This is a genomic window from Cohnella sp. LGH, from assembly GCF_017671885.1.
In the GTDB taxonomy this organism is placed as follows: Bacteria; Bacillota; Bacilli; order Paenibacillales; family Paenibacillaceae; genus Cohnella; species Cohnella phaseoli.
Genome location: NZ_CP072117.1, coordinates 2,511,071 through 2,536,474, shown reverse-complemented (window position 1 = coordinate 2,536,474; position 25,404 = coordinate 2,511,071). Strand labels below are relative to the sequence as shown.

The following is a 25,404-nucleotide window of genomic DNA, read 5'->3' as shown; positions in this document are numbered from 1 at the left end:
CAGATGGACAAGCTCGTAGAGATGCTGCTGCATTAATCACAAAAGAAACACCGCTCTCATTTGACGGTTAGAAAAACCGTTTATGAGGCGGTGTTTTTTAGCAGCAGCTTTATTAGCTCACCTTATGCTCAATCCGCAACTTGTCCGCCACCATCGCGATAAATTCGGAGTTCGTTGGTTTGGATTTCGCGATATTAATCGTATAACCAAACAGATGGCTGATGCTGTCGATGTTGCCACGAGTCCAAGCGACTTCGATCGCATGACGGATGGCGCGTTCGACGCGGGACGGCGTCGTTTTGAACTTCTCGGCGATGGCTGGGTACAGCGTTTTCGTAATCGCGCCAAGAATTTCAATGTTGTTGTACACCATCGTGATCGCTTCGCGCAAATATTGATAGCCTTTAATATGCGCGGGAACGCCGATTTCATGAATGATACTCGTAATGTTTGCATCAAGGTTCTTCGGCTTGCCCATTTGTACCACATTGGAGCGCGTCATGACGCTGCTTTGCAGCGACGAGGTCGTCATTGATGAAATTGAAGGATTGCCTGCGAGTTGGCGAATCCGATTTGCCAGAACATCCATGTCGAACGGTTTAAGTATGTAGTAAGAAGCGCCAAGCTGCACCGCACGCTGCGTAATGTTCTCTTGTCCGAAAGCCGTGAGCATAATGATCTTGGGCATAGGAGATAAATTCATATCCCGCAGCTTCTCCAGAACGCCAAGTCCGTCCAGATGCGGCATAATGATATCAAGGATCATGACATCCGGTACTCTTCGTGTTTCTTCCAGCTGACGGATGACCTCTTCTCCGTTGTACGCCACACCGATGACCGTCATATCATCCTGCTCCTGGATGTACTCTGATAACAAATTCGTAAATTCTCGGTTGTCGTCTGCTAAGAACACTTCAATACGTGGCAATGTCTGGTCCTCCCTTTCTCCATGCGAGAATATAGAATGTCGAAAAACGCTCACCGTTTCTCTAATAATCCGTTTTCGACACGACCTCGGCAGATTCCTTCTCGATTAAAAAATTTTTCTTTATTTATTATTTGAAATCGAATATAATTAATAATTTGCGGCACAACACGTCAAATCATGATTCGTTTCGTACATTTTCGACAAACGTTCGGATTTAGCACATAAAACAAAATCTAAGGCGTCAAACCGCCTTAGACATCGTTTGTTCGGGATTCAGCATAATTCCCGCATCCTGCAGCATCCATTCGATAAAGCAACCATAGCCGGAGGAAGGATCGTTGACGAATACATGAGTAACCGCACCGACCAGCTTTCCGTTTTGAATAATCGGGCTACCGCTCATCCCTTGCACGATACCGCCAGTTCTCTCCAGCAACTTAGGGTCGGTTATTTTGATGACCATTCCCTTCGTCGCCGGGGACGATTGCTTGGACACATGAACGATTTGAATATCGAATTTTTCGACCTTTTGCTTATCCACGACGGTTAAGATTTGCGCAGGCCCTTCCTTTACTTCTTCCGCGAAGGCGACCGAAATCGGTTCTGGATTATAGGAATGCTCTGGCAGTTGTTTCATTTTGCCGAAAATGCCGAATGGGGTATTGCGCTCCACGCTGCCCAATGTGCGTCCTTCCTTCAGGAAATGCGCCCTCTTCTCCCCGGGTTCGCCGCTTTGGCTTTTGTTAATTGATGAGACGCTTGACTGCAAAATTTCACCACTGCCGACGACGATTGGGGTTTGCGTATCCATATCGGTAATGACATGACCAAGCGCGCCATATACTCCTTGATCCGGTGCGTAGAATGTCAACGTCCCTACGCCCGCAGCCGAATCCCGAATGTACAATCCGAGGCGCCAAGCTTTATCCTCTTCATCGTACGCTGGAGTAATCGATGTTCTAAACCGCTCTTTGCCTCTCTGGACGAGGAGCTTCAATGATTCGCCGCTGCGACCGGCTTCTTCCGAATATGCCGCAATTTTGGAAATGTCGTTGCACGGCTGTCCGTTGATTTCGACGATCAGATCGCCTAATCTTAGCTTGGCCGCTTCCCCAGGGGATACTCGGGAATTATCGTTAGTACTGACCAGATGGTGGCCAACGACCATAATCCCTGCCGATTTTACTTTGACGCCGATCGTTTGCCCTCCGGGAATCACCCGCAAATCGGGAATCACTTGAAGTCGTACCGTCTTAAAAGGAATTTTGCCGAACAGCTTCATTTGCAACTGAGTGACGCCGCTGGACTTCGGTTGAATGGATAAAGGCTGTCTGAGATCGACTTGAACCGATGCATGCTCGCTGCCATTCACAGCGACGACTTTCGGGTTCAAGCTGATCTGCGCATGAACGGGAATGGCATAGTGCAGCGAGACCGACTGTCCTTGAAAAAGTCTGACACGGCTCGGAAATTCCGCGAAATGCTGAAACGGCGCCGAGCAGACAGCAATGATCAACATGAAAACGACGACAAGACCGATACGACGGCGTTTCCTGAAGTGCTGCTGGTACAAGATCTCACGCTCCCTTACAGTCTGAATCGGCTTCTCTGGTATGTCGCCGATAACGTACCTATAAGGTAACCGTGGCTTGCTTCTTTTATGTTCTCAAAAAGCTTCCTTGCCAATTGATTTTTCGCGTCGTTACGCGTTTTTTCGGATATCAGCCAGACTAAGCATTTCTTGTGCATGATGACGGGTTTTTTCCGTAACTTCCACTCCGCCAAGCATCCGCGCCAGTTCTTCAATCCTTTGCTCCGGCGACAGCTGCGTCACCGATGTTCGCGTCCGCGATTGTTCGTTCACTTGCTTGCGGATTTCATATTGGCGATCGGCCATACATGCCACCTGCGGCAGATGAGTGATCGCAAACACCTGACAGTGACTCGACAGCAAGCTGAGCTTCTCTGCAATGGCTTGCGCAGCTCTTCCGCTGACTCCAGTATCCACTTCGTCAAAAACGAGTACGGGAATTTCATCGATTCGAGCGAAAATCGCCTTGAGCGCCAGCATCACGCGCGACATTTCGCCGCCAGATGCAATCTTAGCTAGCGGTTTGGGCGGCTCGCCAGGATTCGTCGACAGGATGAACTCCGCGGTATCCGTTCCTGTGGCCGACAGCTCCGTTGCGCCAAGCTTCACTTCGAATACGGAACGTTCCATCTGCAACTCCGCCAATTCCTGCTCGATCTGCTTGGCAAGCACTCTCGCGGCGTTTCGGCGCGCCAGCGACAGCTTCTCCGCGCGCTCATACAGTTCGGCCGCCAGCTGTGCTTCCCGCTCGGTCAGCTTCTCGAGCAATTCTTCGCTATTGTCAAGCTGATCGGCTTCGGCCTGGATTTTCGCCCGATAGTTCAAAATATCCTCAATCGTCTCGCCATATTTCCTTTTTAACCCATGAATAACGTCCAGCCTCTGCTCAATCTTCGCTAAGCGCTCAGGATTGAATTCGATGCTTTCCTTATAATCGCGAAGCTGAAAAGCTGCGTCCTCCGCGCTGTAATAAGCGCTCTGAAGCTGCTCCAGCAACGGTTGGAGCACTCCGGAATCGAACTTCACGATATCCTGCAACCGGCTCAATGAACGAGAAAGAGCCACTAGCCCTTTAGTTCCGTAAAGCAGATCGTAGGCCTCCGTTGCCGATTCAGCAAGCTTCTCCGCATGAGCTAGTTTGCGCCGTTCGTCGGCAAGGGATTCATCCTCGCCCGGTTTTAACCTGGCTGCGGAGATTTCCTCCAGCTGAAATCTGTATAAATCGACCATCTGCATGCCTTGTCGGGATCTTTCCTCAAGCTCGCGCCTTTCTCTGCACACACCAATATATTGTTGATACAATTGACGATAAGCCGCCTTCTCCTCGCGGATCTCCTCTCCCGCAAACAGGTCAAGCCACTCCAGATGCTTCTCTGTCTTGAGAAGCGACTGATGCTCATGCTGACCATGAATGTTGACGAGGTGCTCGCCAGCTTCTTTCAGCATCGTCAATGTAACGCTTTGACCGTTGATTCTTGCCGTGGACTTGCCATGAGACAGCAACTCACGGCGAATGAGCAGCGTTTCTTCCCGGTTGGCCTCGATGCCCAAACGACCGAGCGTCTCCCACACGGGATGATCTGAGGGCAGATCGAATACCGCTTCGATATCCGCCTTATCGCAGCCATGGCGAATCATTTCTGCAGAGCCTCGGCCTCCCGCCGCCAATGTCAAAGCGTCGATCACGATCGATTTCCCTGCTCCGGTCTCTCCGGTAAGCACATGAAAGCCGTCATGAAAAGAAGCAGATACATTCTCAATAACGGCCAAATTGTGGATGGTTAATTCTCGCAGCATAATAAGCCCCCTTTGGACTCGACAGTCTCAATCCCCCATTGCCTCGTTTGAAACAGGGGGCTCGCGACCTCATTGCGATCATACGTTCTCATTACTCATCCAAATCATAGCACATATCCGGAAAGAAGACCAGACAAAACAAGAACATTCAAGATAATCTAACACGCATCCATCTCCGTATTAATCAAGTCGGAGATGAATGCGTGTTATTGGTCACTTCATCATATCGTTAATTCGCTCTAACACGTCTTCGCCATGGCTTTTCGTTTTGGTGATAATCAGCGTCGTGTCGTCTCCGCCGATCGTACCGATAATTTCCGGCCAATCCATGCCGTCAATCAGCGCAGAGATCGTTCCCGCCGTTCCCGGCAAGCACTTCAGCACGACGAGATTTTCGGCGGACTCCGCTCCCAAATAATGATCGAGCAGCGCTCGCTTCAGCTTCTGCGCCGGATTGTAGCGTTGGTCTTGCGGCATCGAATATTTGTATCGGCCGTCCTCCAGCGGGACTTTAATCAGCTGCATTTCCTTAATGTCGCGCGACACCGTCGCTTGGGTTACCTGCATTCCTTCCAAGCTTAGCGCTTCCACGAGTTCCTCTTGGGTTTCGATCTCTCTAGAACCGATCAACTCACGGATTTTGCGTTGACGTTGTCCTTTCATTTCTCGCCAGCCTCCACTTTAAATCGCACTGTTTTGATTTGACGCCCCTGCGGAAGCACGATAACAATGCCGTGGCAATCCGGAAACAGCAGCGCATACACGAGCAGTCTTTCACGCAGCGCGCTGGCCGTCCATTCCATCGGCTGCCTTGGCCGGTCGAGCTTCACCAGGTAATACTTGTTGTCTTTCTCGGCCAAATAATCAAAATATAGGCGGGTCGGCATAACCGACCCGTTGTCCACGGCCACTCCAAGCGGAATACGGTGCTTGCCGGACAGCACTTGAAAACCGTGCTCCTTCAGCAAGAGGACGTATTCATCCTCTTCGACGCCCCCTTTGGTCGCAAGCTTGCGCAAGCGAGCATCCGGAGGCTCGTGAAGCCAGCGATCCAACCTTCTAACGATCCACCATCCCATAACGATGGCAGCGACAAGCATGATCACCCAATCTCCGACGCTATCCATAACCGCCTCCCGACTTCCGTTACGGAGAGCCGCGCTGCCTGGACTAGTTGTATCCGTTGCATTATCTTTTCGCGATCGGAAGCCATTTTCCTCCAATATCAAGGAAAAACCCGGAGATGCGCGCCAGCCCGCGGCAAAATGCTCGGACCGTTGTTCGGCAGCTCCGGGTGCTCCGGGCGAAGGATCTTGTTTTTATGAAGGATTGCGGCGAAACGCCCGATTTGCTTCTTCTACCGTATTCGCAATTAGTTCTTCATACCGTTTATCATCCGCCGCAGCCGAAACGGTCGAAGTATCCGATTTGGCCGAATTCGGGGCAACCGCCGAGCCGAGACGCCAATAGGCGAGAAACTCGATGTTCCCTTCGCCTCCGGTTATCGGGGAATACGTCAGTCCCTGCAGCTCAAAACCGATGTCGGCTGCCGCGTTCAAAACGCCTCGAAGCACTTGCGTATGAACGGCCGGGTCGCGAATGACGCCCGACTTGCCCACATGCTCCCGCCCCGCTTCGAACTGCGGCTTGATCAGCGCAACGGTGTGTCCGTTTTTTTGCAGCAGTTCGGCCAGCACCGGCAATATCAGCCTAAGGGAAATAAACGAAACGTCAATCGTCGCAAACAGCGGCAACGGACCGTCGAGCTGATCTCCCGTCATATGCCGAAAATTCGTCCGTTCCAACACCTGTACCCGCGAGTCCTGCCGCAAGGACCAGTCGAGCTGATTATAGCCTACGTCTACCGCATATACCCGCGCAGCTCCATTCTGTAGGGCGCAGTCCGTAAAACCGCCCGTGGATGCGCCGATATCCAGCATAACCGCATCCTGCAGGTTAAGGCCGAAATGTTTAATCGCCTTTTCCAGCTTCAAGCCCCCGCGGCTTACGTACGGATGTACGGAACCTTTGACCGTTATCGGCGCATCGCGAGGAATCTTCGTTCCCGCCTTGTCGATGCGCTCTGTCCCGACAAGCACCAGACCGGCCATAATGGCGGCTTTCGCCTTCTCGCGGCTTTCGAAATAACCCTGCTCCAGCAGGAGCAGATCAAGCCGCTCTTTAGTTGCCTGCGTCTTCTCCATCAGGTGGCCCTTTGCCGTTTGCGCACGGAGAGCGAGGCAAGACGCTGAGCGATGTGCTCGGCCGATAGACCGACTTCCTCGCGCTGTTCCTTCACCGTCGCATGTTCCACGAACACGTCGGGAACGCCGGCGAGATGAACGGATGCGGGCTGCACGCCTTGCAAAGCGTAAAACTCCAAGATCGCACTTCCCAGGCCGCCTTGAACGGAGCCTTCTTCGACGACCATGATCGGCAGCCTTTCCTTCGCTAGCGACAGCAGCATTTGACTGTCCAGCGGCTTGACGAATCTGGCATTCACGACACGCACATTGATGCCTTCTCGCTTCAGCAGGTCGGCCGCTTCCTCGGCGACCTGAACCATCGGCCCAATCGCCAGCACGGCAGCATAGTCGCCTTCGCGAACCGTCTCCCACGTGCCGATCTCGATCGGCGTCATCCGCTCGTCGTAAGCGACTCCGACGCCTTCGATACGGGGATACCGCACCGCTATCGGGCCGCCGTCGTAATCGACCGCCGTACGAAGCATGTTTCTAAGCTCATTCTCATCCTTGGGCATCATGACGACCATATTCGGTATATGTCTCAGGAAGGCGATATCGTATACGCCTTGATGCGTCTCGCCGTCGGCTCCGACGAAGCCCGCCCGGTCGATCGCGAAAATAACGTTCAGGTTTTGCCGGCAAATATCGTGAACGACCTGATCGTACGCACGCTGCAAAAACGTCGAATACACTGCGAATACAGGCTTCATGCCTTCCATAGCCAACGCGGCGGACATCGTCCCTGCATGCTGCTCCGCGATGCCGACATCGTACATCCGATCCGGAAATCTCTCCGCAAACTTCAGCAAGCCCGAGCCGCCCGGCATTGCAGGAGTAACGGCGACGATACGGGAATCCTGCTCCGCAAGCTCGATCAGGGCGTTGCCGAACACCTCCGTATACATCGGAGGGCCAACGGGCTTAACCACTTGTCCGGACTCGATCTTGTAGGCTCCGGATACGCCGTGCCATTTATGAGAATCGGCTTCGGCCGGGGAGTAGCCCTTTCCTTTTGTCGTCAAGACGTGCACCAACACAGGTCCATCGACTTGATCGGCTTGCTTAAACGTCTCCATCAGCTTGTTTATGTCATGACCGTCTACTGGGCCAAAATACTTCAAGCCGAATTCCTCGAACAGGACGCCTTCAGGCGCAATCAAATACTTCAAGCTGTCCTTAACGCGATCTGCCGTACGAGCCAGCTTGCCGCCGATCGCCGGAACTTTGCGCAGCAACCAGTCCAACTCGTCCTTCGTCTTGCGGTAAATTTTCTCCGTTCTGACCTTGCCCAAATAGTTGTGAATCGCTCCGACATTGGGTGCGATGGACATCTCGTTATCGTTGAGCACGACCATCAGCTTGCGCTTCTCATGCCCGATATGGTTGAGCGCTTCAAGCGCCATCCCTCCGGTAAGCGCGCCGTCGCCAATGATGGCGATCACACGGTTCGACTCGCCCTTCAAATCGCGCGCCAAAGCCATCCCCATCGCTGCGGACAAAGATGTGCTGCTATGGCCGGCTTCCCATACGTCGTGTTCGCTTTCGTTGCGCTTTACAAAGCCGCAGAGGCCATCCTTCTGACGCAAAGTGTCGAAACGATCTTGCCGTCCCGTCAGCATTTTGTGTACGTACGCCTGGTGACCTACATCAAAAATAAATTTATCCTTCGGGCTGTTGTAATGGTAATGGAGCGCAAGCGTCAGCTCCACTACGCCGAGATTGGGCGCCAAATGCCCCCCGGTCACGCTCAGTTTCCGAATAAGAAAATGTCGAATATCTTCCGCCAGTTGAGGAAGCTCGGACAGCGTTAGTTTCTTCAGGTCATCCGGACTGTCGATTTGCTCGAGCAGCAAGTCATGTTCCCCGCTTTCCCCACATCAATATTAGACCTATTATACCATATCCCCGATTCAATGCCCAAATTCAGCGCCAAAAAGCCCCGCAAAGGGACAACCGTCGCCTAACGCGCCGCCCTTCCCTTGCGGGGCCTCCGAGTACGCAATTGCTTAGTGATCCCGATTCAGCAAATAATCCGCGATCTCGAGCAGGCGCTCCGGCTTCGCTAGCCCGACCTGCAGCAAGGCATCGGTCGCTTCGCGCGTCAGCTCCGAGACGCGTCTGCGGCTCTCGTCGAGCCCTAGCAAATAAGGATAGGTCACCTTGTGCTGACGCTCGTCGCTCTTAACCGGCTTGCCCAGCTTATCCGCCGAGCCCGTCAAGTCGAGAATATCGTCCTGGATTTGGAAAGCCAGACCGATGTTGCGCCCGAAACGTCCCAACGCCTCGACCTGTCGCTCGTCCGCCTCCGCCGCATGGCCGCCGGCTCGCAGGGAAAAGGCGATCAAATCGCTCGTTTTGTGCAGATGAATATGCTCCAGTTGCTCCAGCGAAGTGATTCCCTGCTCTCCGAGCATATCGGATACTTGCCCGCCGACCATGCCAGGCAAGCCTGCGTAACAGCTCAGCTCCCGAATGACGGCAAGCGCGCGTTCCGCCGATACGCCGTCATCGGTTGCCCGCGAAGCGACATGGAAGGCATGCGTTAGCAGACCGTCGCCGGCGAGAATCGCCATCGCATCGCCAAACACTTTATGATTCGTCGGTCTGCCTCGGCGATAGTCGTCATTGTCCATGGCAGGCAAATCATCGTGTACAAGCGAATAGGTATGGATCATCTCGACCGAGCAGGCGAAAGCGAGCGCCCTGTCCGACGTCTCCTCCTTGCCTGTTACCGCCTCGGCTGCAGCGAGCGCCAAAATCGGACGCAGCCGCTTGCCTCCGGCCAGCAAGGAATAATCCATCGCTTCCCGCAGCCGCTCAGGAATTGCCCAATCCACCGGAAAAACGTTCTGCAGCGCTGCTTCCACTCGCGCCCGCTGCTCTTGCAAATAAGTGTGCAATGCTACCGAAGTCTTCACGTTATTACCCCTCTGCTCTTCAAAACCTATGTATGCCGAATAACGCGGGAAAATTACTCTTCCTTCCCGGCGGAGAACGGTTTGCGCTGCAATCCGCCATCGCCTTCCACCAGCATCTCGATGCGGCGCTCCACCTGCTCCAGCTTCTGCCCGCACAGTCGCGACAGCGTCATCCCTTCCTGGAACAGCTCGATCGCCGTCTCCAGCGGCACGTCGCCGCTCTCCAGCTTCGCGACGATCGTCTCGAGCTTCTCCATCGCCAGCTCGAACGACACCTCCGCGACTCCGTTCTCCTCTGCGGCAGCCGCCTCGGCTTTTCCAGTGCGGTTGTTAGCCATTCGCTTGTTCCTCCCCGTGAATCCCCCATATTTGACAGACCAGCTTGCCGTCCGTAAGCCGAAGATGAAGGAGATCTCCCGGCTGAACTTCGTCGATCGAACGAATCAGCTTCTTCTCCTGCTCGTCGTAAGCCAAGCTATAGCCGCGAGCCATAACCTTGAGCGGACTCAGCGCATCGAGCTGTTTAACGATCGAACCGAAACGGCTTGTCCGTTCGCGCATGATCGCACCCATTGCCAGCTCCAGCCTTTTGGCGGCCGCCGTCGCGCGCTGCCGGGCGTGGATAACCTGCTGCTGCGGGTTAACCGCCTGCAGCCTGCCGGTCAGCCTCGTCGCCCGCTCCTGCGCTCGGCTTTGCTCGGCGCCGATCCGGTAGCGAAGCGTCTCCTTAAGCCGGTCCAGTCGCTCGGCCTGCGCCAATAAGCTGCGCTTAGGCTGCGTAAAATACGGCGAGCGCGCCGCATGCTGCCACCGCTCCTTCGCCTTGGCCAGGCCGCGTCCAAGCGCACCGGCCATTCTCCGCTCCAGATACGTCAGTTCCTGCCTCAGCTCCCCGATATGCCGGACGGCGATTTCGGCAGCGGCCGTCGGCGTCGCGGCGCGCATATCTGAGACGAAATCCGCAATCGTAAAATCCGTCTCGTGCCCGACGGCAGAGATGATCGGAATCGCGGAAGCCCGAATCGCCCGAGCGACCTGCTCCTCGTTAAACGCCCACAGTTCTTCAAGCGAGCCTCCGCCCCGTCCGACGATCAGCACGTCCGCCGCGCCTAGCTCGTTCATCTCGCGGATCGCTTTAACGATGGAGGGAGCGGCGCCTGTGCCTTGCACGGTTACAGGGTAGAGCAGGACATGCACGCCAGGGTTGCGCCGTTCAAGCGTAATCAGAATATCTCTAACGGCGGCTCCCGTCGGCGAGGTAATTACCCCGACCGTGCGCGGATAAAGCGGCAACGCCCGCTTCGTCTCCGGACGGAACAGCCCCTCCTCCTCAAGCTTGCGCTTAAGCTGCTCAAAGGCGAGATACAGGCTGCCGATTCCGTCGGGCTGCATCGCCGTTGCATAAAACTGGTATTGGCCGTCCCTCTCGTATACCGAGACGCCTCCCCGCGCCAATACTTTTGTTCCGTTCTTCGGGACGAAAGGCAAACGTTGATTGTAGGAAGCGAACATGATGCATTTTAATCTGGAGGCATCGTCCTTCAGCGTGAAATACATATGTCCGCTCGAATGCAGCGTAAAATTCGAAATCTCGCCCCTCAGCCATATATCCTGAAGGCCCGGGTCGCCTTCCAGCTTACCCTTGATGAGCCGGGTAAGCTCGCGAATCGTCAACGCGCGCGCCGGTTCTCCTCTCATCGTCTGCGCCCTAACCGCGGGAACGCTTGGCCGCCTTCAGCGTGTTGGCCATCAGCATCGTAATCGTCATCGGTCCGACTCCGCCCGGCACCGGCGTAATCCACCCCGCTGTATCCACGACATCGTCGAAATCGACATCGCCGCACAGCTTGCCGTCCGGAAGACGGTTAACGCCTACGTCGATAACGACCGCGCCCGGTTTGACCCATTCCTTCTTCACCAGCTTCGGCACGCCGACGGCGGCAACCAGAATGTCGGCTTGCTTGGCGATTTCCGGCAAATTCGGCGTGCGCGAGTGACAGATCGTCACCGTCGCATGCTCGCGAAGCAGCAGCATCGCGACCGGCTTGCCGACGATGTTGCTGCGTCCGATGACGACGGCATGCTTGCCCGCAGGATCGTTGCCGGTCCGCTTGAGCAGTTCGATGACGCCGGCCGGCGTACACGGCAGCAACGTGTCGTCCCCGATCATCAGATTGCCGACGCTCTCCGGATGAAAGCCGTCGACATCCTTCTCCACCGCAATCGCGTCGATGATCGCCTTCTCTTCGATATGCTTAGGCAGCGGGAGCTGCACCAGAATGCCATTCACTTTGTCGTCGCTATTGTATCGGTCGATCAGGCTCAGCAGTTGTTGCTGGCTCGTCTCGGCTGGCAGACGAACGACCTCGGAATAATAGCCAAGCTGCTCGCATGCTTTCGCCTTGTTGCGAACGTAAACCTGCGAAGCCGGATCTTCGCCTACCAAGATGACGACAAGGCCCGGAGTTACGCCCTCGCTCTTCAATCGATCCGCTTCAAGCTTAATCTCTTCGCGGATAAAATCGGATATTTTTTTGCCTTCGATCAGTTGTGCGCTCACTTCCGGTCACTCTCCTCGGGTTGGTTCTCTTCTCTCTCTTTCATCATCCGGCCCAAAACGCCGTTCACGAACTTGCCGTTCTCGTCCCGGCCGAAATGCTTGGCCAGCTCGATCGCTTCGTTAATGACAACTTTGGGGGGCACGTCCTGCCGATACAACATCTCATAAACGGCCAAACGCAATACTTGCCGGTCAACCCGCGATAGCCGATCTACCTGCCATCCCGTCAAATAGACGACAAGGTGCTGATCAATCTCCTGCTGCTTGTCCAGCACGCCCTGCACCAATTCTCTTGTAAAAGCGTCGATGCTCGCGAGCTCCGCCACGTCGGCGCCGACCTCGTTATCTTGACGAGCCTCGTCCATTACCGTATTGACGGCCTCAAGCCCCGTAACCCCGTTCATTTCGATCTGGTACAAGCTCTGCACCACAATTTCTCTTGCCAGTCTGCGCTTCATGAGTCCTCCCGAATGTTTCGTGTCGTCGTTGCCCGTTTCTTTGCATTTTTTCCATAAACACGCAAAAAATCCCATGCATTCGCAGGGATTATCGCGACCAGGGCCAACGGTCAGACACCCAGTCCGTCAATCTTTCCAGCGGAAAGATCGGACCGCGCCGTTCGTCCTTCTGTTTGCCAATCCAATAACCTATGCCAATGAGCAATGCGCAAAACAGCATATCCCAAAATCCGCTGATCAAGTAGATGACGCCGAATAAGAGACCCGCCGCAACTCCTGCGATTCTGCCGCCGTAGGCTTCCAACCAAGCTTTCCACATAGGCGGTCCGCCCTCCTATTCCACGCGGCTCTTAAAAGTGGCGGGCGCTTGGGTCACATTCGCGATAAACACCGAAACCTCGGCTACCGGAATGCCCGTCGCTTCCTCCACCTGCTGCGCGACCGCGCGCTGCATTTCCTCCGACAATGTCGGAATGGAGCTTTCACCGTCTACGAACGCCCGGATGAGAATACCGAGGCCGGCCTCGGATACTCTGACTCGAGCGCGCAAATCTTTGATGCCCCGCGTGCGGGATGCAGCCTTCAGCGCGAGATTCTCGACCGTCTCAACCGAGATGCGAATATCTCCGTGCTCCGTTCGCTGGTTAATCGAAGGAGCGGAATTGCCGTCTCTACGCAGGGAGACGAACAAGAATCGAACGCTGACGAGCAGCAGCACGATCGATACTCCGATTACCGAAGCCTGCACGACGCGCACGTCGCCCGTAAAATCAGAAACAACCTCCTGCAGCCACTCTACGGAGAAACCTCCGCTCGCAGCTACAATCGCCACGATCGAGGCAATTGCAATTACTAAGCTGTATAGCAACAGAAGCAGCCTGTCCAACACTTTAATCAACGAATGAGCCCTCCCTGTTCCCTGTTTCCAGGTACGATGATGCGCTTATGATCGCGAAAAAGGCCTCTACGAGAGTCTCCTACGGGAAACTCTCGTCAGAGGGCGGTCATCCGCAGACCGAAGCTATTGCCGACGCTGCGGAAACCGGGTATGGCACGTCATTATCGTACGCGTGTATGGGATTCTTCTTCTTCGGGTTTCTCACTCGTCTTGAAGTGAACGTCATGAATATGTACGTTGACTTCCACGACGTTTAATCCCGTCATCGATTCGATCGAGCGCTTGACGTTGCGTTGAATCTCGGTTGAAATTTCCGGAATTTTGCGACCGTAATGCACGATAATCGAAACATCAACGGCAGCTTCTCTCTGGCCTACCTCTACCTTGACTCCCTTGGACAGGTTCTTGCGTCCGAGCAATTCGGCGATGCCGGACGACAGGCCCCCGCTCATCCCGGCGACCCCGTCCACCTCGACGGTTGCCAGGCCGGCGATCACCTCGATGACCTCCGGGGCGATCTCGATCGTACCGAGATCCGTTCTCTCGAAATCCGGTGCTAACATTTCCATTTCGCAGTTCCACCTCCATATCCCGGACCTATTCGCGTAAGTCCGAGCGTCCGCCTTCACTACTTATAAATATAGCATTCCCGGATTATTATGACAAACGCTTGGCCGATTTTTTTTGTCCCAAAACCGGCAACCGACGCCGGCGTCAGCCTTCGAGACCGACGTCGTGCTCCTCGAGAAACTTGATATCGAACGTGCCTTTATTGAAAATCGGATGGTTCATCAGCTTCATGTGGAACGGAATTGTCGTCTTGACGCCTTCCACGATAAATTCGCTAAGCGCCCGACGGGCTCTGGCAATCGCTTCCTCGCGAGTCGGCGCCCAGACAATCAGCTTGGCCACCATGGAATCGTAATGCGGCGAAATGACATACTGCGGATAAGCCGCGCTGTCCACCCGCACCCCCGGACCTCCAGGAGGCAAATAGAAGCCGACGCGTCCGGCGGAAGGCATGAAGTTGCGCTCCGGATCCTCCGCGTTAATGCGGCATTCGATCGCCCATCCGTCAAACTTGACGTCCTCTTGCTTGAAGGAAAGCGGTTCGCCCTGAGCGATGAAGACCATTTCCTTGATCAGATCAATTCCGGTAATCATCTCGGTTACCGGGTGCTCGACCTGAATGCGGGTATTCATCTCCATAAAGTAGAAGCTGCCGTCCGGTCCAAGTAAATATTCGATCGTGCCGGCGCCGGAATAGTTCACGGCGCGGGCGGCGCGAACCGACGCTTGGCCCATGCGCTCGCGGAGCTCCGGCGTCATAATCGGGCAAGGCGCTTCCTCGACCAGCTTCTGGCGACGGCGCTGCACTGAGCAATCCCGCTCGCCGAGATGCGCCACATTGCCGTGCTTGTCGGCGATGATCTGAATCTCGACATGCTTCATTCCAGTCAAAAATTTCTCCAAATAAACGCCGGCATTGCCGAACGCCTTCTCCGCTTCCTGCTGAGCGGTCGTAATTTCCCGGATCAGCATCTCCTCGTTCTCCGCGATGCGAATACCGCGTCCGCCGCCACCGGCCGTCGCCTTGATGATGACCGGATAGCCGATCTCGCGAGCGACGCGCACTGCGTCGTCGAGATCTTCAAGCAGGCCGTCGGAACCCGGGATAACGGGAACGTCCGCCTCTTTCATCGTCTGCTTGGCGACGGATTTGTCGCCCATCCGGCTGATCGCTTCGGACGAAGGTCCGATAAACGTTATATTGCACGATTCGCAGATTTCCGCGAAGTCGGCGTTTTCCGAAAGAAAGCCGTAGCCGGGGTGAATCGCATCGCAATCGGTCAGAGTGGCGACGCTCATAATATTGGTCAAATTCAGGTAACTGTCCTTCGATGCGGTCGGCCCGATGCAATAAGCTTCGTCGGCCAGGCGCACGTGCAGCGATTCCCTGTCGGCTTCGGAGTACACCGCAACAGCCGTAATGCCCAGCTCGCGGCATGCGCGAATAATCCGGACCGCGATCTCGCCTCGGTTGGCGATCAATATTTTATTGAATTTCAAAGCGAAGTCCTCCTCGGGATTATTCCGGCTTGACTAGGAATAGCGGTTGGCCGAACTCGACGAGCTGTCCGTTCTCCACGAGAATGTCCACGATTTCTCCTTTAACTTCCGCCTCCAGAGGATTCATCAGCTTCATCGCTTCCAGGATGCACACAACCGTCTTATCCGTTACACGATCGCCGATGTTGACGAACGGCGCTGCGTCTGGAGACGGCGAACGATAAAACGTTCCGACCATCGGCGAGACGATCCGGTTCAGATGGGAAGTATCGGCTGCAGGAGCGGCTTTCGCCTCTTCTGCCGGCACAGCGTGAGCCCCTACGGGCGAAGCGTGCGCGACCGGAGCCGCGGGAAGATATGTAGTAGGGAAGGAAGGCGCTTGCACATTGACAACCTCGGTGCGGCCCGGCTTGCGGATCGACAGCCGCGCGCCCTCGTTTTCGATTTCCAATTCGTGCACGCTCGTCTGGTCCACCAATTTGATCAATTCTTTAATTTCGCTCAACTTAAACATCTCGGTCACTCCTTGATTCGGGATTCACCCGTCTGAAGAAAGCATGTTCGAAGAGAAGGCTTGTTCGAACCCACAACGGGATTATTATACCATAAACGCTCGAAATGGAAAGGGTTATAAGGCTCGTTCGGTATTCTCCCGAAGATTAGCTCTAACCTGCAAGCGCAAAGAAGGCTGCCCGGAGACGGATCGCGAGATCCGCTTCCGAGGCAGCCTCGCCTCCGTTTATTGCACTAGCCGCTCCGATTCCCGATCAATCCACGTACTGGACGCTGACCCGTTCGGGGCCAACGTTAAGCTCTTTGGTCGCCAGGTCGATGATGCCGATCGCCTGTTTCTTTTCGAGCTTGTCGCTAAGCACAATAACCTTAAACTTCGAATCGACCTCGTCCACGACCGCGTTGTCGAACTCCTGGAGCAGCTTCTCCTGCAAGCTTGTAATCCGTAAGTCGAGATCTTCCAGACGATCCAGCTCTTCGGCCGCGGCCGTCGCTTCCTCCTGGGTCGCTTTCGCATTGCCAATCGTCGCGCTCAGCTCTTCCGACCGCTTGCTCACTTTGTTCATTCTGTCGTAGGCGATCTGCTCCAGACGATCGTTGCCCACCGCATTGGCGATTCCTTTAAGCACTTCCTGATCCTCCGGCGACATCTCCTCGCCCGTTCCCGTCGCCCCCGTCTCGGCGTCCGGCAGCTCGTCGGTCATTCGATCGACCTGCTGAACGGTGACGCCGTCGGGATTGGTCGCCGACACCTTGCCGGCCTCCTCGATCGCCTGATTCGCCCCTCCGGCGGCTTTGTTCGTCGACGGAGCGTCCTCGCTGAACAAATAATAAGCGGATAAGATGACCATTAAGCTAAGCATGGATACGAGCCAGATCGTTTGGCGTTTGTTGTTCATTGTTCTATTCCTCCCGGTATGTTAGATGTTAAATCTTTTATGGAACTCCCTACGTCTTGCGGGGCACGACGGAGATGCGATGAATCGGTACGTCGAGCCCTCCCGATACGGCTTCCGCGATCAGCTTCTTGACGGCGGCGCTCTCCGCGCCTTTGGCGACGATCATCACCCCGCGAATTCTCGGCTTGATCTTCTTGACGACGATCGGAGACTGCGTGCCCGAAGAAACTTCGTACAGCACGACCTGACCGTCCTTGGAAATGTCGGTTATGTGCCGCTTGGCTCCGTTGCGATCCGTCTCGTCCGTAATGGTCTGCATCTGCTTCTCGTTCAACTGCACGACCGTCTCTTCCGTAGAGTCGACGGTAACGAGAACGTCGACGGTTCCGACTCCGACGATTTTCTCCAACATCCCCTTAAGCCGGCTTTCGAATTCCGATTCGATATCGGCGAATGTCGAGACGTCTTTGTCTTCGCCGCCTCCAAGAAACACCTCTTGCTGCGGATCCTGATCTCGGGGCGGCGAGAAGTCCGGAGACTTGGAAGGATCGATCGTCTTGACGTTGAACAGAGAAGCCGCGAGCAGCAGCGCCGCGCCGAGCAAGCCGATTAGCACGAGCCATCGAAACGCTTTTACCCTGCGCTGTCCCCCTGCCCCCCCGCCGATGTAAGATTCGAGCCGCTCCAGCCAATTCGCCATGACACATCTCTCCCTAATCTCGCCTAACGGCTCGCTCTTCGTCCGGCAGCTTGACTTCGACGATCCCCGGAGCGATACCGAAGCGGTTCGCTACGAGCGCGATTACTTTTGTCCGGACGCCCTTGTCGAGTTCCCGCTCCGCACCGGCTTCATTGGCGATAACCGCCCGATCGCCTTCTTCTGTAGAGGCTTTTTCGCCCCCAACCCCGACCTCGATTTCGACATCGGCCACCGCTTCCACTTCCCGGATCTCCTCCGCATGCGCGCCGCCGCCTCTGCCGCTCGGCCGACCGGGGGCTTCCGGCTCAAGTTCGATCATCACTTGCACCACCGCCAGCGAGCCGTCCGACACCTTTTCCAGACCGACGCTCACGCGTCGAACCGAGCGGCCTTCGGCCTGCTCTACTTCTTTTCCGATTTCGGATTCCAGCCTCGCCGCCGCCAGTTCGGCCGCCTGCGCCGCTTTGCGGTCGCGCAGCTTTGCGCCATCGGCCTTAATCATCGCCAGCTGCCTGCCCGCCCCTTCGGGAGACTGCTCGACCGACTGTAGCCCCTGAGCCAACTGACTTCCGAAATCCCCCTTGACCCACTGAATAATCGGCGACGCCACCGTGAGTAAAATAAACAGCCCGGCAACCAGTCGTACATAACGCTGCATCGTCTTGTTCGGCAGCAGCAGATCGATGAGCGAGGCGAGCAGAAGAACCGCGATCACCTGTCTCAGCCAGACCGACAATCCGTTCATGATGTCCAACCGGCGATCGCCTCCCCTTCATCGAATCATAAGGGCGGCATTGCCCGCCGTCAGAATGATTGTCACCGCCAAGAAAAACATTAGCCCGACCGAGGCAAGGGCGGCGAAGACGTAGATCAGCGTCTTGCCGATCGTCTGCAGGCAGTGCACGATCGGCGTATCTCCCAGCGGCTGCATGACCGCCCCCGCCACGTTGTAGATCAGCGCGAGCGTCAATATTTTCAAGGCCGGAAAGGCGCACAAGAAGATCAGGACGATAACCCCGGCCAAACCGACCGCATTTTTGACGAGCAGACTGGCGGATAGGACCGTATCCGTCGCGTCTGAGAACATTTTACCGACGACCGGCACGAAATTGCCGGTAACGAACTTCGCCGTCCGCAGCGCCACCCCGTCCGTCACCGCTCCCGTCGCCCCTTGCACGGACAGCACGCCGAGGAAAACGGTCAACATAACGCCCAGCAAGCCGATGCCGACATTGCGAAGCAGGTTGGCCAGTTGCGTCGCTTTGTACCTTTCGGTCATAGCGCTGACCAGATGCAGCACCGCGGAAAAGAACAGCAGCGGAAACACGACCAAATGGACGAGCGTTCCGATCGTATGGATCATGAACACGACGAGCGGATGAAGGACCGCAACCGACGTCACGCCTCCCGTTCCAGCCAGCAGCGTCAGCAGGAGCGGCACCATCGCCAGCATAAACTGCACCATGCTGCCGATTGCGTCCGCCGCGTAAGCGGTCGCCGTGCGAAAGCTGTTCACCGCCAGGATGATGACGACGAGATAAGCGATGCCGTAAGCGACTTTACTGACCGAGCCCCGCTCGAACGCGCTCTGCATCGTTTCCAGCAGCATCGTGAAGATGGTCAGCAACACGATCGTGACGAGCAGCTTGCCGCTGTACAGCACCTCATGCAGGAAAAACTTCGCCATACCGGACAGCACCTGACCGATGTTCCAGCTCTCCCCGTCGGGAAACATCAACTGGCGCAGCTCGGGCAGCTTGCCCTCGGGAAAGTACCCGCCGTACTCCGACTTCAGGTTGCTCCAGTATTGCTGGATGCGCCCCAGCTCAAGCTCCTCGCTCTGCTTGCGGGCCAGATCGTCGGACAGGCGTTCCTGCCCTTCAATCGACGACTGAGCCCCTTCCCCTACCGGATTCGCCAGCGCGACCGAAGCATCCGCGACCAGGAAGGCGAACAATGCCAGCAGCAACAGCCCGAATGCGTTCCCCGTTCGCCTCATCCCGTTCCTCCCGTCTTCGCGTCCGTCAAGCCGGCAGCAGATTCAGCACCGTTTCGACGATTACGCTGATGATGGGCACCGCCATGACGAGAATGAGCATTTTTCCGGCAAATTCGATTTTCGTCGCAATGCTTTCCAGTCCCGCGTCCCGGACGATCTGCGCCCCGAATTCCGCGATGTAGGCGATCCCGATAATTTTCAACATTGTCTTCAAATAAACCGAAGGAATGCCCGAGCGATCCGCAAGCTCCTCCAATACGGAGATGACGTCGCCGATCTTGCCCACGAAAGCAAGGAAAATTCCTACCCCGACGAAGGCGGCGAGCAGATAAGCGAACATCGGCTTCTGCTCCCGGATGACGAGAATGAGCACCGTGGCGAGAAACCCGATTCCGACGATTTGCAGTATGTCCATCCCAACCCACCTACTGGAACAGGAAAATGGTCTTGATTTCCTGGAACAAGTCGTTAAGCATACGCACGACCATGAACAGCACGACCACGAATCCGATCAGCGTAACCCAGTGCGCCATATCTTCCTTGCCCATCTGCTTCAACACCGTATGGATCATCGCCACGATAATGCCGATGCCGGCGATTTGGAAAATGGTGCTGATATCGATGTTCATCGCTATGGCCTCCTAAATTGTCCCGCGACAACGAAGTGCGCCACGCCGCAACCGTCCGTTCCCGCTAAATCATCAGAATGACGATCAGCGCCGCTCCCAGCATGCCCAAGCTGCGGCTCAGCTTCTCGTATTTGCGCTGTTCCTCGCGGGCGGTCGCCTCTTCGGCCTGAAGCTGATGGAACGCCAGCTTCAGATGCTTCAACTGATCCTCTCGGCCGCTTCCACCCAGCGTCGCGCCAAGTCTGAGCGCCGCCTCCCGCTCCGGCTGCTTCATCGCCGTCGCCGGCCAGAAATCGCGAACCGCCCTTTCCCAGCACTCGCTCACTGTCTCGCCCGAACGCGCCTCTTCTCCCGCAAGCGATGCGGACACGCTAGCGAACATCGCCGACAACGGCTTGGGAATGGCCGCCGCGATGCGGGCCAGCGCTTCGGGCAGAGGGGTTCGGCCATAGCCGATCTCCGTCTCCAGCCGCTGGAAAGCGTGGAGCAGCTCGCGAATTTGCCTTGGCCTGGCGGCATAACGCGCCGATTGCACCAGCCCGATCATCGTTCCGGCGAACAGCACGAGCAGCACGCCAACGAACTTAAGCATTGCCGCCCCCTCCCTTCAAGCCGTTCGGCGAACGGATGACCGGCATCGGGCGGGATTTGACCGTCACCCGTGCGGCCGTTCCCAACGCCGCCGCGCCAGGCGCAACCGTTCCATCAGGCCGAAGCGCGTCCGCGTCCGCGAATCGGGGAGCGTCTCTCGGCATGGCCGCCGCCGCTCGCGGTCGGCTTCGTGCGGCCTCGCGCTCCGCATCCTCCGCGGCGACGATCCGATGCGCCACGCCGCCGCCCGATTTATTCAGCAGGACATAAGCGCCAAACGCGCCTTCCGCCGCCAGCCTGCCAAGCGCCGGCCGAGCCAGGACGTCGACCATATCGGCGGCATGGGCGGTCGCCAGCACGCGCACGCCGGCGTGAATCGCTTCGCGAATCGCCTCGGCATCCTCCGGCCGACCGATCTCGTCTACGACTAGCACCTCGGGGGACATCGAGCGAAGCATCATCATCATGCCCTCCGCCTTAGGGCAGGCGTCCAGCACGTCGCAGCGCGGGCCCAGATCGAAGGTCGGAACTCCACGCTCGCTGGCGGCGATTTCCGAACGCTCGTCCACGATGCCGACCTTGCGACTGCCCCAGCCCTTCGCCGCAGGATGATGCCAGCTGCCGTAACTGATGCAGCGGGCCAAGTCTCGAATCAGCGTTGTTTTGCCCTGCTGCGGCGGGGAAACGATCAGCGTATGACGGATCGTCCTGGCCGGGACGTCCAGCAGTCCCGGCAGCACTTGTGCGCCGAATCCGTCGCGAGCCCTCGCAATCCGAACATTAAAGCCCGCAATATCCTTCAAGTGGGAGACGGCGCCTCCGTCCAGCACCGCTCGGCCGGCAAGCCCGATGCGGTGCCCTCCGGCTACCGTAATATAACCTCTGCGAAGCTCCTCCTCCGCCGCATAGATGGAGTGATTGGTGATCCTCTCGAGCAGCGCTCGGCACTGATCGCGTCCGGGAGCATAGGCTTCCTCGCTGCGCTCCGTTAGCGAGCCGTCCTCGCGCGCGAACGAGTAGCGGCTTGCGTATCCGATTTCCAGCGGGCGATTCTCGCGAATGCGAATCTCTTCCAGAGACATCTTGACCGCCTCCGGCATTCGCTCCAGAATCGAGCGCAAGGAGGCCGGAAACAGCTCCATGATCAGTTGCGGCAACATGACTCCCCCTCTCGCCGGCAGTGGATCATTGCTTGTTCAAATGTATGCTTGGACAGCGGGATTATGCCTGCTTGGCCGCCTCGCCGGGAAAATCTCATTTCCTTAATATTCCTATCATCAGACAGCCGACCCCTGCGAGAATCCAGACGAACTTGGAAGGCGACAGCTTGTCCGCCAAACCCACCAGTCCGATCGTCGTCGTAGAAATCAGCACAAGCGGACCGACCAGGGCGAGCATCGAATTGACCGCCAGCGCCTTCTGAACGTCGTTAAGCCGCAGCATGACAATCGCGGCGATCAATTCGATGCTGCCGGACAACACCCGCAGCATCGCCATGCTGAATGCCGCTTTATCCACAGAACATTCCTCCTTATCGATTGCCAGGTCTCTTCGCGCTACTCTACTCTATGCCGACTCGCATCATAACTTGTCTCTTGATTTGCGAGAATAAGAGGGGAGCACCTTTTACTGGGCTAACGCATATATTGCTCGGGTATTATCCAACTTTGGTGCGAACGAGGAGAGTTGAGCATGCGGAATACGACCCTGCAACCGGAATGGCCCGCCGGGCTGGCCGATCCTAGCGGACGAAGGGCCGCGAAGCCCCGCCAGACCGGGCTGACGATGGTGCTGGACAAAGGCTTAGGCTTGAACGCCTTTGAGGATCTGCTAAGCTTGTCCGGAGATTATATCGATATCGTTAAACTCGGCTTCGGCACATCGCCGCTCTACCCGCTTCCCGTGATCCGGCAAAAAATCGAGCTCGCCGCCGCACGCGGAATCGTTGTTATTCCCGGAGGCACGCTGCTGGAAGCGGCGGTTAAGCTCGATGTCGTTCCGGGTTTCTTCCGCCAGGTGCTGGCGTTGCGGTTTAACGGAATCGAAGTGTCGGACGGCACGATTTATCTCGAACGGGGCCAGCGCAGCGAGCTGATCAGGGAAGCGAAAAGCTACGGCTTGCAAGTGTTCACCGAATATGGCAAAAAGCAGCCCGGTTCGCGCATCGACTTCGCCGACTTCGCAGCCGTCGCCGAGCAAGATCTGGCCTGCGGAGCGGACTTGGTAACGGTGGAGGCGCGAGAATCCGGCCTTGGGGTCGGCCTGTTCGACGAGAAGGGAGATTGTCGGGAGGAAGACCTTCATTACATTCGGAAAACATTGCCGAACCTAGAGCGCATTCTCTGGGAAGCGCCGTTGAAGGACCAGCAGGTCGCACTGTTGAAGGCGCTCGGCTCGGAGGTCAATCTGGGCAACGTCCCGTTCCAGGATGTTCTTGCGCTCGAGGCTATGCGCCGAGGGCTGCGGTCGGATACGTTCGAGCTACAGCGCGCTCCATATAGCGATTACATGATTTGAAGGCGCTCGGTCGCCCCAGCCGGAACAAGCCTCGCGTTCTAAACGCGAGGCTTGTTCCATATCGTGTACCATCTGGAGTTCATCGGGAGTGTGACGCGGGTGTTATATGGAGAAATCGTGCTTGTTGCGCTGATCGTTATCGGATTGATCGGCAGATCGTCGATCATCACGACCGCCGCATGCCTCCTTCTAATCGTTAAGCTTACCCACCTCGATCGTTACCTGCCGGTCATCGAAAGAAGAGGCATCGAGCTCGGTCTGCTTTTCCTGACGCTGGCCGTGCTTGTTCCCTTCGCCGCCGGGCGCATTCAGCCCAAGGACATTATCGACGCCTTCTCCGGCTGGGTCGGCTGGGTCGCCCTGCTTGGAGGAGCGATCGGCGCTTTTCTGAACAGTCGAGGATTGGACACGCTCAAATCGGACCCGCAGCTGATCGTCGGCATCGTCATCGGCTCGATCGTCGGCGTAGTGCTGCTGCGAGGCATCCCCGTCGGCCCGCTGATGGCAGCCGGCATTACCGCCGTCCTTGTGAAGCTGGTCCAACTGCTTGCGGGAAAATAAACGAGACTGTAAGAAAAAAAGGAGAGTCGCACATGATTATCAAAAAAGCGAAAGTGCATCTAGCTCCCGGAGCGATCGGAGAGAGATAGATGCACACAACGCTAACTCATCGATAATCAATTCGCACAACTCTGCTATCTATGGAATTCCCTACTGTCCGTTAGCGACGCTCGGACGGTCCGCCGACGAACGCGGTGTCCGCCGTATCGAGCCCGAACGCGGTATGAAGCGCGCGAATCACGTCCTGCAGCGGCTCGGCAGCGATCACGCAGGATACTTTGATTTCGGAAGTGCTCACCATTTTGATATTAACGCCAACGTCGGAAATCGCCTCGAACATTTGCGCGGCTACCCCGGGATTCGACACCATGCCTGCGCCTACGATCGACACCTTGACGAGACCTTCCTCGAACGTTGCTTCGCGATAAGGCACTTCCGACTTGATGCTGGCAAGAACGTCGAGCGCCTTCTGACGGTCGGCCACCGACACCGTAAACGAGAAGTCCGCTCCTCCGTCTTGTACGCCGCTTTGTACGATGATGTCCACATTGATGTCGTTACGAGCCAGCGCCCCGAACATATCGGCCAATACGCCGGGAGTGTCTTCGACACCTAGCACGCTGATGCGGGCCACATTTTTATCCGCAGCGATCCCTCTTACGACGATTCCTTGTTCCATTTCCGCTTCCTCCCTCACGAGCGTGCCTTCGTTATTCGTAAAGCTCGAGCGTACGACCAGATTCACCTTATTGTGCTTCGCGTATTCGACCGCACGGGGATGCAGCACCGCAGCTCCCAGATGAGCCAGTTCCAGCATTTCGTCATACGAAATTTCATCCAGCTTTCTCGCGCATTTGACAATGCGGGGATCGGTGGAATAGATGCCGTCGACATCCGTATAGATTTCGCACATGTCCGCCTTCAGAGCCGCCGCCAGCGCAACAGCCGTCGTATCCGAGCCGCCCCGGCCAAGCGTCGTAATCTCTCCCGTCTCGCTCATCCCTTGGAAGCCGGCGACAATGACGATGTTGCCGTCGTCAAGCGCAGCGAAAATCCGCTCCGGCGAAATGTCGCTGATCTTCGCCTTGCCATGGGTCGCCTCCGTAACGATTCCGGCCTGCCAGCCTGTATAAGATTTCGCGCCATGCCCCAGCTTATGAATAGCCATGGACAGCAAAGCTACGGAAATCTGCTCGCCCGTCGTCAGCAGCATATCCATCTCGCGCGCAGGCGGATTGGCGTTAATTTCGCTTGCTTTGTCGATCAAATCGTCCGTTGTATCTCCCATCGCCGACACGACCACGACAACCCGGTCGCCCTGCAGCTTTTTGTCCACGATCCGCTGCGCGACACGGCTCATCCGCTCCGTCGTGCCTACGGAACTTCCGCCGAATTTCATCACTATCAATGACACCGGTAGTCACTCCCCCAGTTAACTTTCCAAGCTATTGAAGAACCTCTGCATACAGCATTATATTATAGCATAAGTCGATTGGCCCAAAAAGAAAAAAAATCCCCGACCCGCCGGC

At 56.3% G+C, this 25,404-nt stretch carries 29 protein-coding genes; 2 read left to right on the top strand and 27 right to left on the bottom strand.

All coding sequences use genetic code 11. The features are described from left to right. Window positions 1-112: 112 nt before the first annotated feature. From spo0A to J4772_RS10195, 26 genes are all read right to left on the bottom strand, one after another. The gene (gene spo0A / locus J4772_RS10320) at window positions 113-928 is read right to left on the bottom strand and encodes a sporulation transcription factor Spo0A (protein WP_116058889.1); all 816 of its coding nucleotides are present in this window, start codon (window positions 926-928) and stop codon (window positions 113-115) included. Window positions 929-1,169: 241 nt separating this feature from the next. Then, complete coding sequence (gene spoIVB, locus J4772_RS10315; RefSeq protein WP_371822843.1) at window positions 1,170-2,501, bottom strand: SpoIVB peptidase; 1,332 nt, start codon at window positions 2,499-2,501, stop codon at window positions 1,170-1,172. Window positions 2,502-2,630: 129 nt separating this feature from the next. Beyond that, window positions 2,631-4,316, bottom strand: a complete 1,686-nt coding sequence (gene recN, locus J4772_RS10310) for a DNA repair protein RecN (RefSeq protein WP_116058888.1) — start codon at window positions 4,314-4,316, stop codon at window positions 2,631-2,633. Between the two features lie 213 nt (window positions 4,317-4,529). Beyond that, the gene (ahrC, locus tag J4772_RS10305) at window positions 4,530-4,979 is read right to left on the bottom strand and encodes a transcriptional regulator AhrC/ArgR (RefSeq protein ID WP_116058887.1); all 450 of its coding nucleotides are present in this window, start codon (window positions 4,977-4,979) and stop codon (window positions 4,530-4,532) included. Continuing rightward, window positions 4,976-5,443, bottom strand: a complete 468-nt coding sequence (locus tag J4772_RS10300; RefSeq protein ID WP_116058886.1) for a hypothetical protein — start codon at window positions 5,441-5,443, stop codon at window positions 4,976-4,978. The genes ahrC and J4772_RS10300 overlap by 4 nt, the downstream gene beginning before the upstream one ends. Before the next feature lie 192 nt (window positions 5,444-5,635). Next, window positions 5,636-6,520, bottom strand: coding sequence for a TlyA family RNA methyltransferase (locus J4772_RS10295; RefSeq protein WP_209075142.1), 885 nt, complete (start codon window positions 6,518-6,520; stop codon window positions 5,636-5,638). Further along, window positions 6,520-8,415 carry a 1-deoxy-D-xylulose-5-phosphate synthase gene (dxs, locus tag J4772_RS10290; RefSeq protein ID WP_209075141.1) on the bottom strand — a complete coding sequence of 632 codons (1,896 nt, stop codon included), beginning with the start codon at window positions 8,413-8,415 and terminating at the stop codon, window positions 6,520-6,522. Before dxs ends, J4772_RS10295 begins: the two co-directional genes overlap by 1 nt. A gap of 153 nt (window positions 8,416-8,568) precedes the next feature. Then, window positions 8,569-9,480 (bottom strand): polyprenyl synthetase family protein, encoded by a 912-nt coding sequence (locus tag J4772_RS10285; protein WP_209075140.1) that lies wholly within the window; start codon window positions 9,478-9,480, stop codon window positions 8,569-8,571. A gap of 53 nt (window positions 9,481-9,533) precedes the next feature. After that, window positions 9,534-9,818 (bottom strand): exodeoxyribonuclease VII small subunit, encoded by a 285-nt coding sequence (gene xseB / locus J4772_RS10280; protein WP_209075139.1) that lies wholly within the window; start codon window positions 9,816-9,818, stop codon window positions 9,534-9,536. Beyond that, entirely contained in the window at window positions 9,811-11,178 is a 1,368-nt protein-coding gene (gene xseA / locus J4772_RS10275) for an exodeoxyribonuclease VII large subunit (RefSeq protein ID WP_209075138.1), read from the bottom strand. The genes xseB and xseA overlap by 8 nt, the downstream gene beginning before the upstream one ends. A 10-nt stretch (window positions 11,179-11,188) precedes the next feature. After that, complete coding sequence (gene folD, locus J4772_RS10270; protein WP_116058880.1) at window positions 11,189-12,040, bottom strand: bifunctional methylenetetrahydrofolate dehydrogenase/methenyltetrahydrofolate cyclohydrolase FolD; 852 nt, start codon at window positions 12,038-12,040, stop codon at window positions 11,189-11,191. Next, on the bottom strand, window positions 12,037-12,498 hold the full coding sequence (gene nusB, locus J4772_RS10265) for a transcription antitermination factor NusB (RefSeq protein ID WP_116058879.1): 462 nt from the start codon (window positions 12,496-12,498) through the stop codon (window positions 12,037-12,039). Before nusB ends, folD begins: the two co-directional genes overlap by 4 nt. Window positions 12,499-12,586: 88 nt before the next feature. Further along, window positions 12,587-12,817: a DUF2273 domain-containing protein gene (locus J4772_RS10260; RefSeq protein ID WP_116058878.1), complete on the bottom strand. Its 231-nt coding sequence runs from the start codon at window positions 12,815-12,817 to the stop codon at window positions 12,587-12,589. A gap of 15 nt (window positions 12,818-12,832) precedes the next feature. Continuing rightward, window positions 12,833-13,396, bottom strand: a complete 564-nt coding sequence (amaP, locus tag J4772_RS10255; protein WP_116058877.1) for an alkaline shock response membrane anchor protein AmaP — start codon at window positions 13,394-13,396, stop codon at window positions 12,833-12,835. Window positions 13,397-13,557: 161 nt separating this feature from the next. Next, window positions 13,558-13,965, bottom strand: a complete 408-nt coding sequence (locus J4772_RS10250) for an Asp23/Gls24 family envelope stress response protein (RefSeq protein WP_116058876.1) — start codon at window positions 13,963-13,965, stop codon at window positions 13,558-13,560. A 145-nt stretch (window positions 13,966-14,110) separates the two neighbouring features. After that, a complete protein-coding gene (accC, locus tag J4772_RS10245; RefSeq protein WP_116058875.1) occupies window positions 14,111-15,466 on the bottom strand; it encodes an acetyl-CoA carboxylase biotin carboxylase subunit in 1,356 nt (451 codons plus the stop codon). A gap of 19 nt (window positions 15,467-15,485) precedes the next feature. Further along, entirely contained in the window at window positions 15,486-15,980 is a 495-nt protein-coding gene (gene accB / locus J4772_RS10240) for an acetyl-CoA carboxylase biotin carboxyl carrier protein (RefSeq protein WP_116058874.1), read from the bottom strand. 253 nt (window positions 15,981-16,233) lie between these two features. Then, window positions 16,234-16,878, bottom strand: a complete 645-nt coding sequence (locus tag J4772_RS10235; RefSeq protein ID WP_209075137.1) for a SpoIIIAH-like family protein — start codon at window positions 16,876-16,878, stop codon at window positions 16,234-16,236. A 49-nt stretch (window positions 16,879-16,927) separates the two neighbouring features. After that, complete coding sequence (gene spoIIIAG, locus J4772_RS10230) at window positions 16,928-17,578, bottom strand: stage III sporulation protein AG (RefSeq protein ID WP_209075136.1); 651 nt, start codon at window positions 17,576-17,578, stop codon at window positions 16,928-16,930. Window positions 17,579-17,591: 13 nt separating this feature from the next. After that, window positions 17,592-18,323 carry a stage III sporulation protein AF gene (locus J4772_RS10225; RefSeq protein WP_247741184.1) on the bottom strand — a complete coding sequence of 244 codons (732 nt, stop codon included), beginning with the start codon at window positions 18,321-18,323 and terminating at the stop codon, window positions 17,592-17,594. Between the two features lie 27 nt (window positions 18,324-18,350). Next, window positions 18,351-19,535 (bottom strand): stage III sporulation protein AE, encoded by a 1,185-nt coding sequence (gene spoIIIAE / locus J4772_RS10220; protein ID WP_371822892.1) that lies wholly within the window; start codon window positions 19,533-19,535, stop codon window positions 18,351-18,353. A 67-nt stretch (window positions 19,536-19,602) separates the two neighbouring features. Then, a complete protein-coding gene (gene spoIIIAD / locus J4772_RS10215; RefSeq protein WP_094050917.1) occupies window positions 19,603-19,992 on the bottom strand; it encodes a stage III sporulation protein AD in 390 nt (129 codons plus the stop codon). Window positions 19,993-20,002: 10 nt separating this feature from the next. Further along, window positions 20,003-20,206: a stage III sporulation protein AC gene (gene spoIIIAC, locus J4772_RS10210; protein WP_094050916.1), complete on the bottom strand. Its 204-nt coding sequence runs from the start codon at window positions 20,204-20,206 to the stop codon at window positions 20,003-20,005. 64 nt (window positions 20,207-20,270) lie between these two features. After that, complete coding sequence (spoIIIAB, locus tag J4772_RS10205; protein ID WP_116058869.1) at window positions 20,271-20,798, bottom strand: stage III sporulation protein SpoIIIAB; 528 nt, start codon at window positions 20,796-20,798, stop codon at window positions 20,271-20,273. Continuing rightward, window positions 20,791-21,957 carry a stage III sporulation protein AA gene (gene spoIIIAA, locus J4772_RS10200; RefSeq protein WP_209075133.1) on the bottom strand — a complete coding sequence of 389 codons (1,167 nt, stop codon included), beginning with the start codon at window positions 21,955-21,957 and terminating at the stop codon, window positions 20,791-20,793. The genes spoIIIAB and spoIIIAA overlap by 8 nt, the downstream gene beginning before the upstream one ends. A 94-nt stretch (window positions 21,958-22,051) precedes the next feature. After that, window positions 22,052-22,315: a YqhV family protein gene (locus J4772_RS10195; protein ID WP_371822842.1), complete on the bottom strand. Its 264-nt coding sequence runs from the start codon at window positions 22,313-22,315 to the stop codon at window positions 22,052-22,054. Between the two features lie 174 nt (window positions 22,316-22,489). Here J4772_RS10195 and J4772_RS10190 point away from each other — a divergent pair, with 174 nt between their 5' ends. Both J4772_RS10190 and J4772_RS10185 read left to right on the top strand, forming a co-directional pair. After that, window positions 22,490-23,314, top strand: a complete 825-nt coding sequence (locus tag J4772_RS10190) for a phosphosulfolactate synthase (RefSeq protein ID WP_116058867.1) — start codon at window positions 22,490-22,492, stop codon at window positions 23,312-23,314. A 99-nt stretch (window positions 23,315-23,413) separates the two neighbouring features. Beyond that, window positions 23,414-23,875 carry a DUF441 domain-containing protein gene (locus J4772_RS10185; protein WP_209075132.1) on the top strand — a complete coding sequence of 154 codons (462 nt, stop codon included), beginning with the start codon at window positions 23,414-23,416 and terminating at the stop codon, window positions 23,873-23,875. A 160-nt stretch (window positions 23,876-24,035) separates the two neighbouring features. On the opposite strand, the gene J4772_RS10180 is transcribed toward J4772_RS10185, so the two are convergent. After that, window positions 24,036-25,289, bottom strand: coding sequence for an aspartate kinase (locus J4772_RS10180; protein WP_209075131.1), 1,254 nt, complete (start codon window positions 25,287-25,289; stop codon window positions 24,036-24,038). Window positions 25,290-25,404 lie beyond the last annotated feature (115 nt).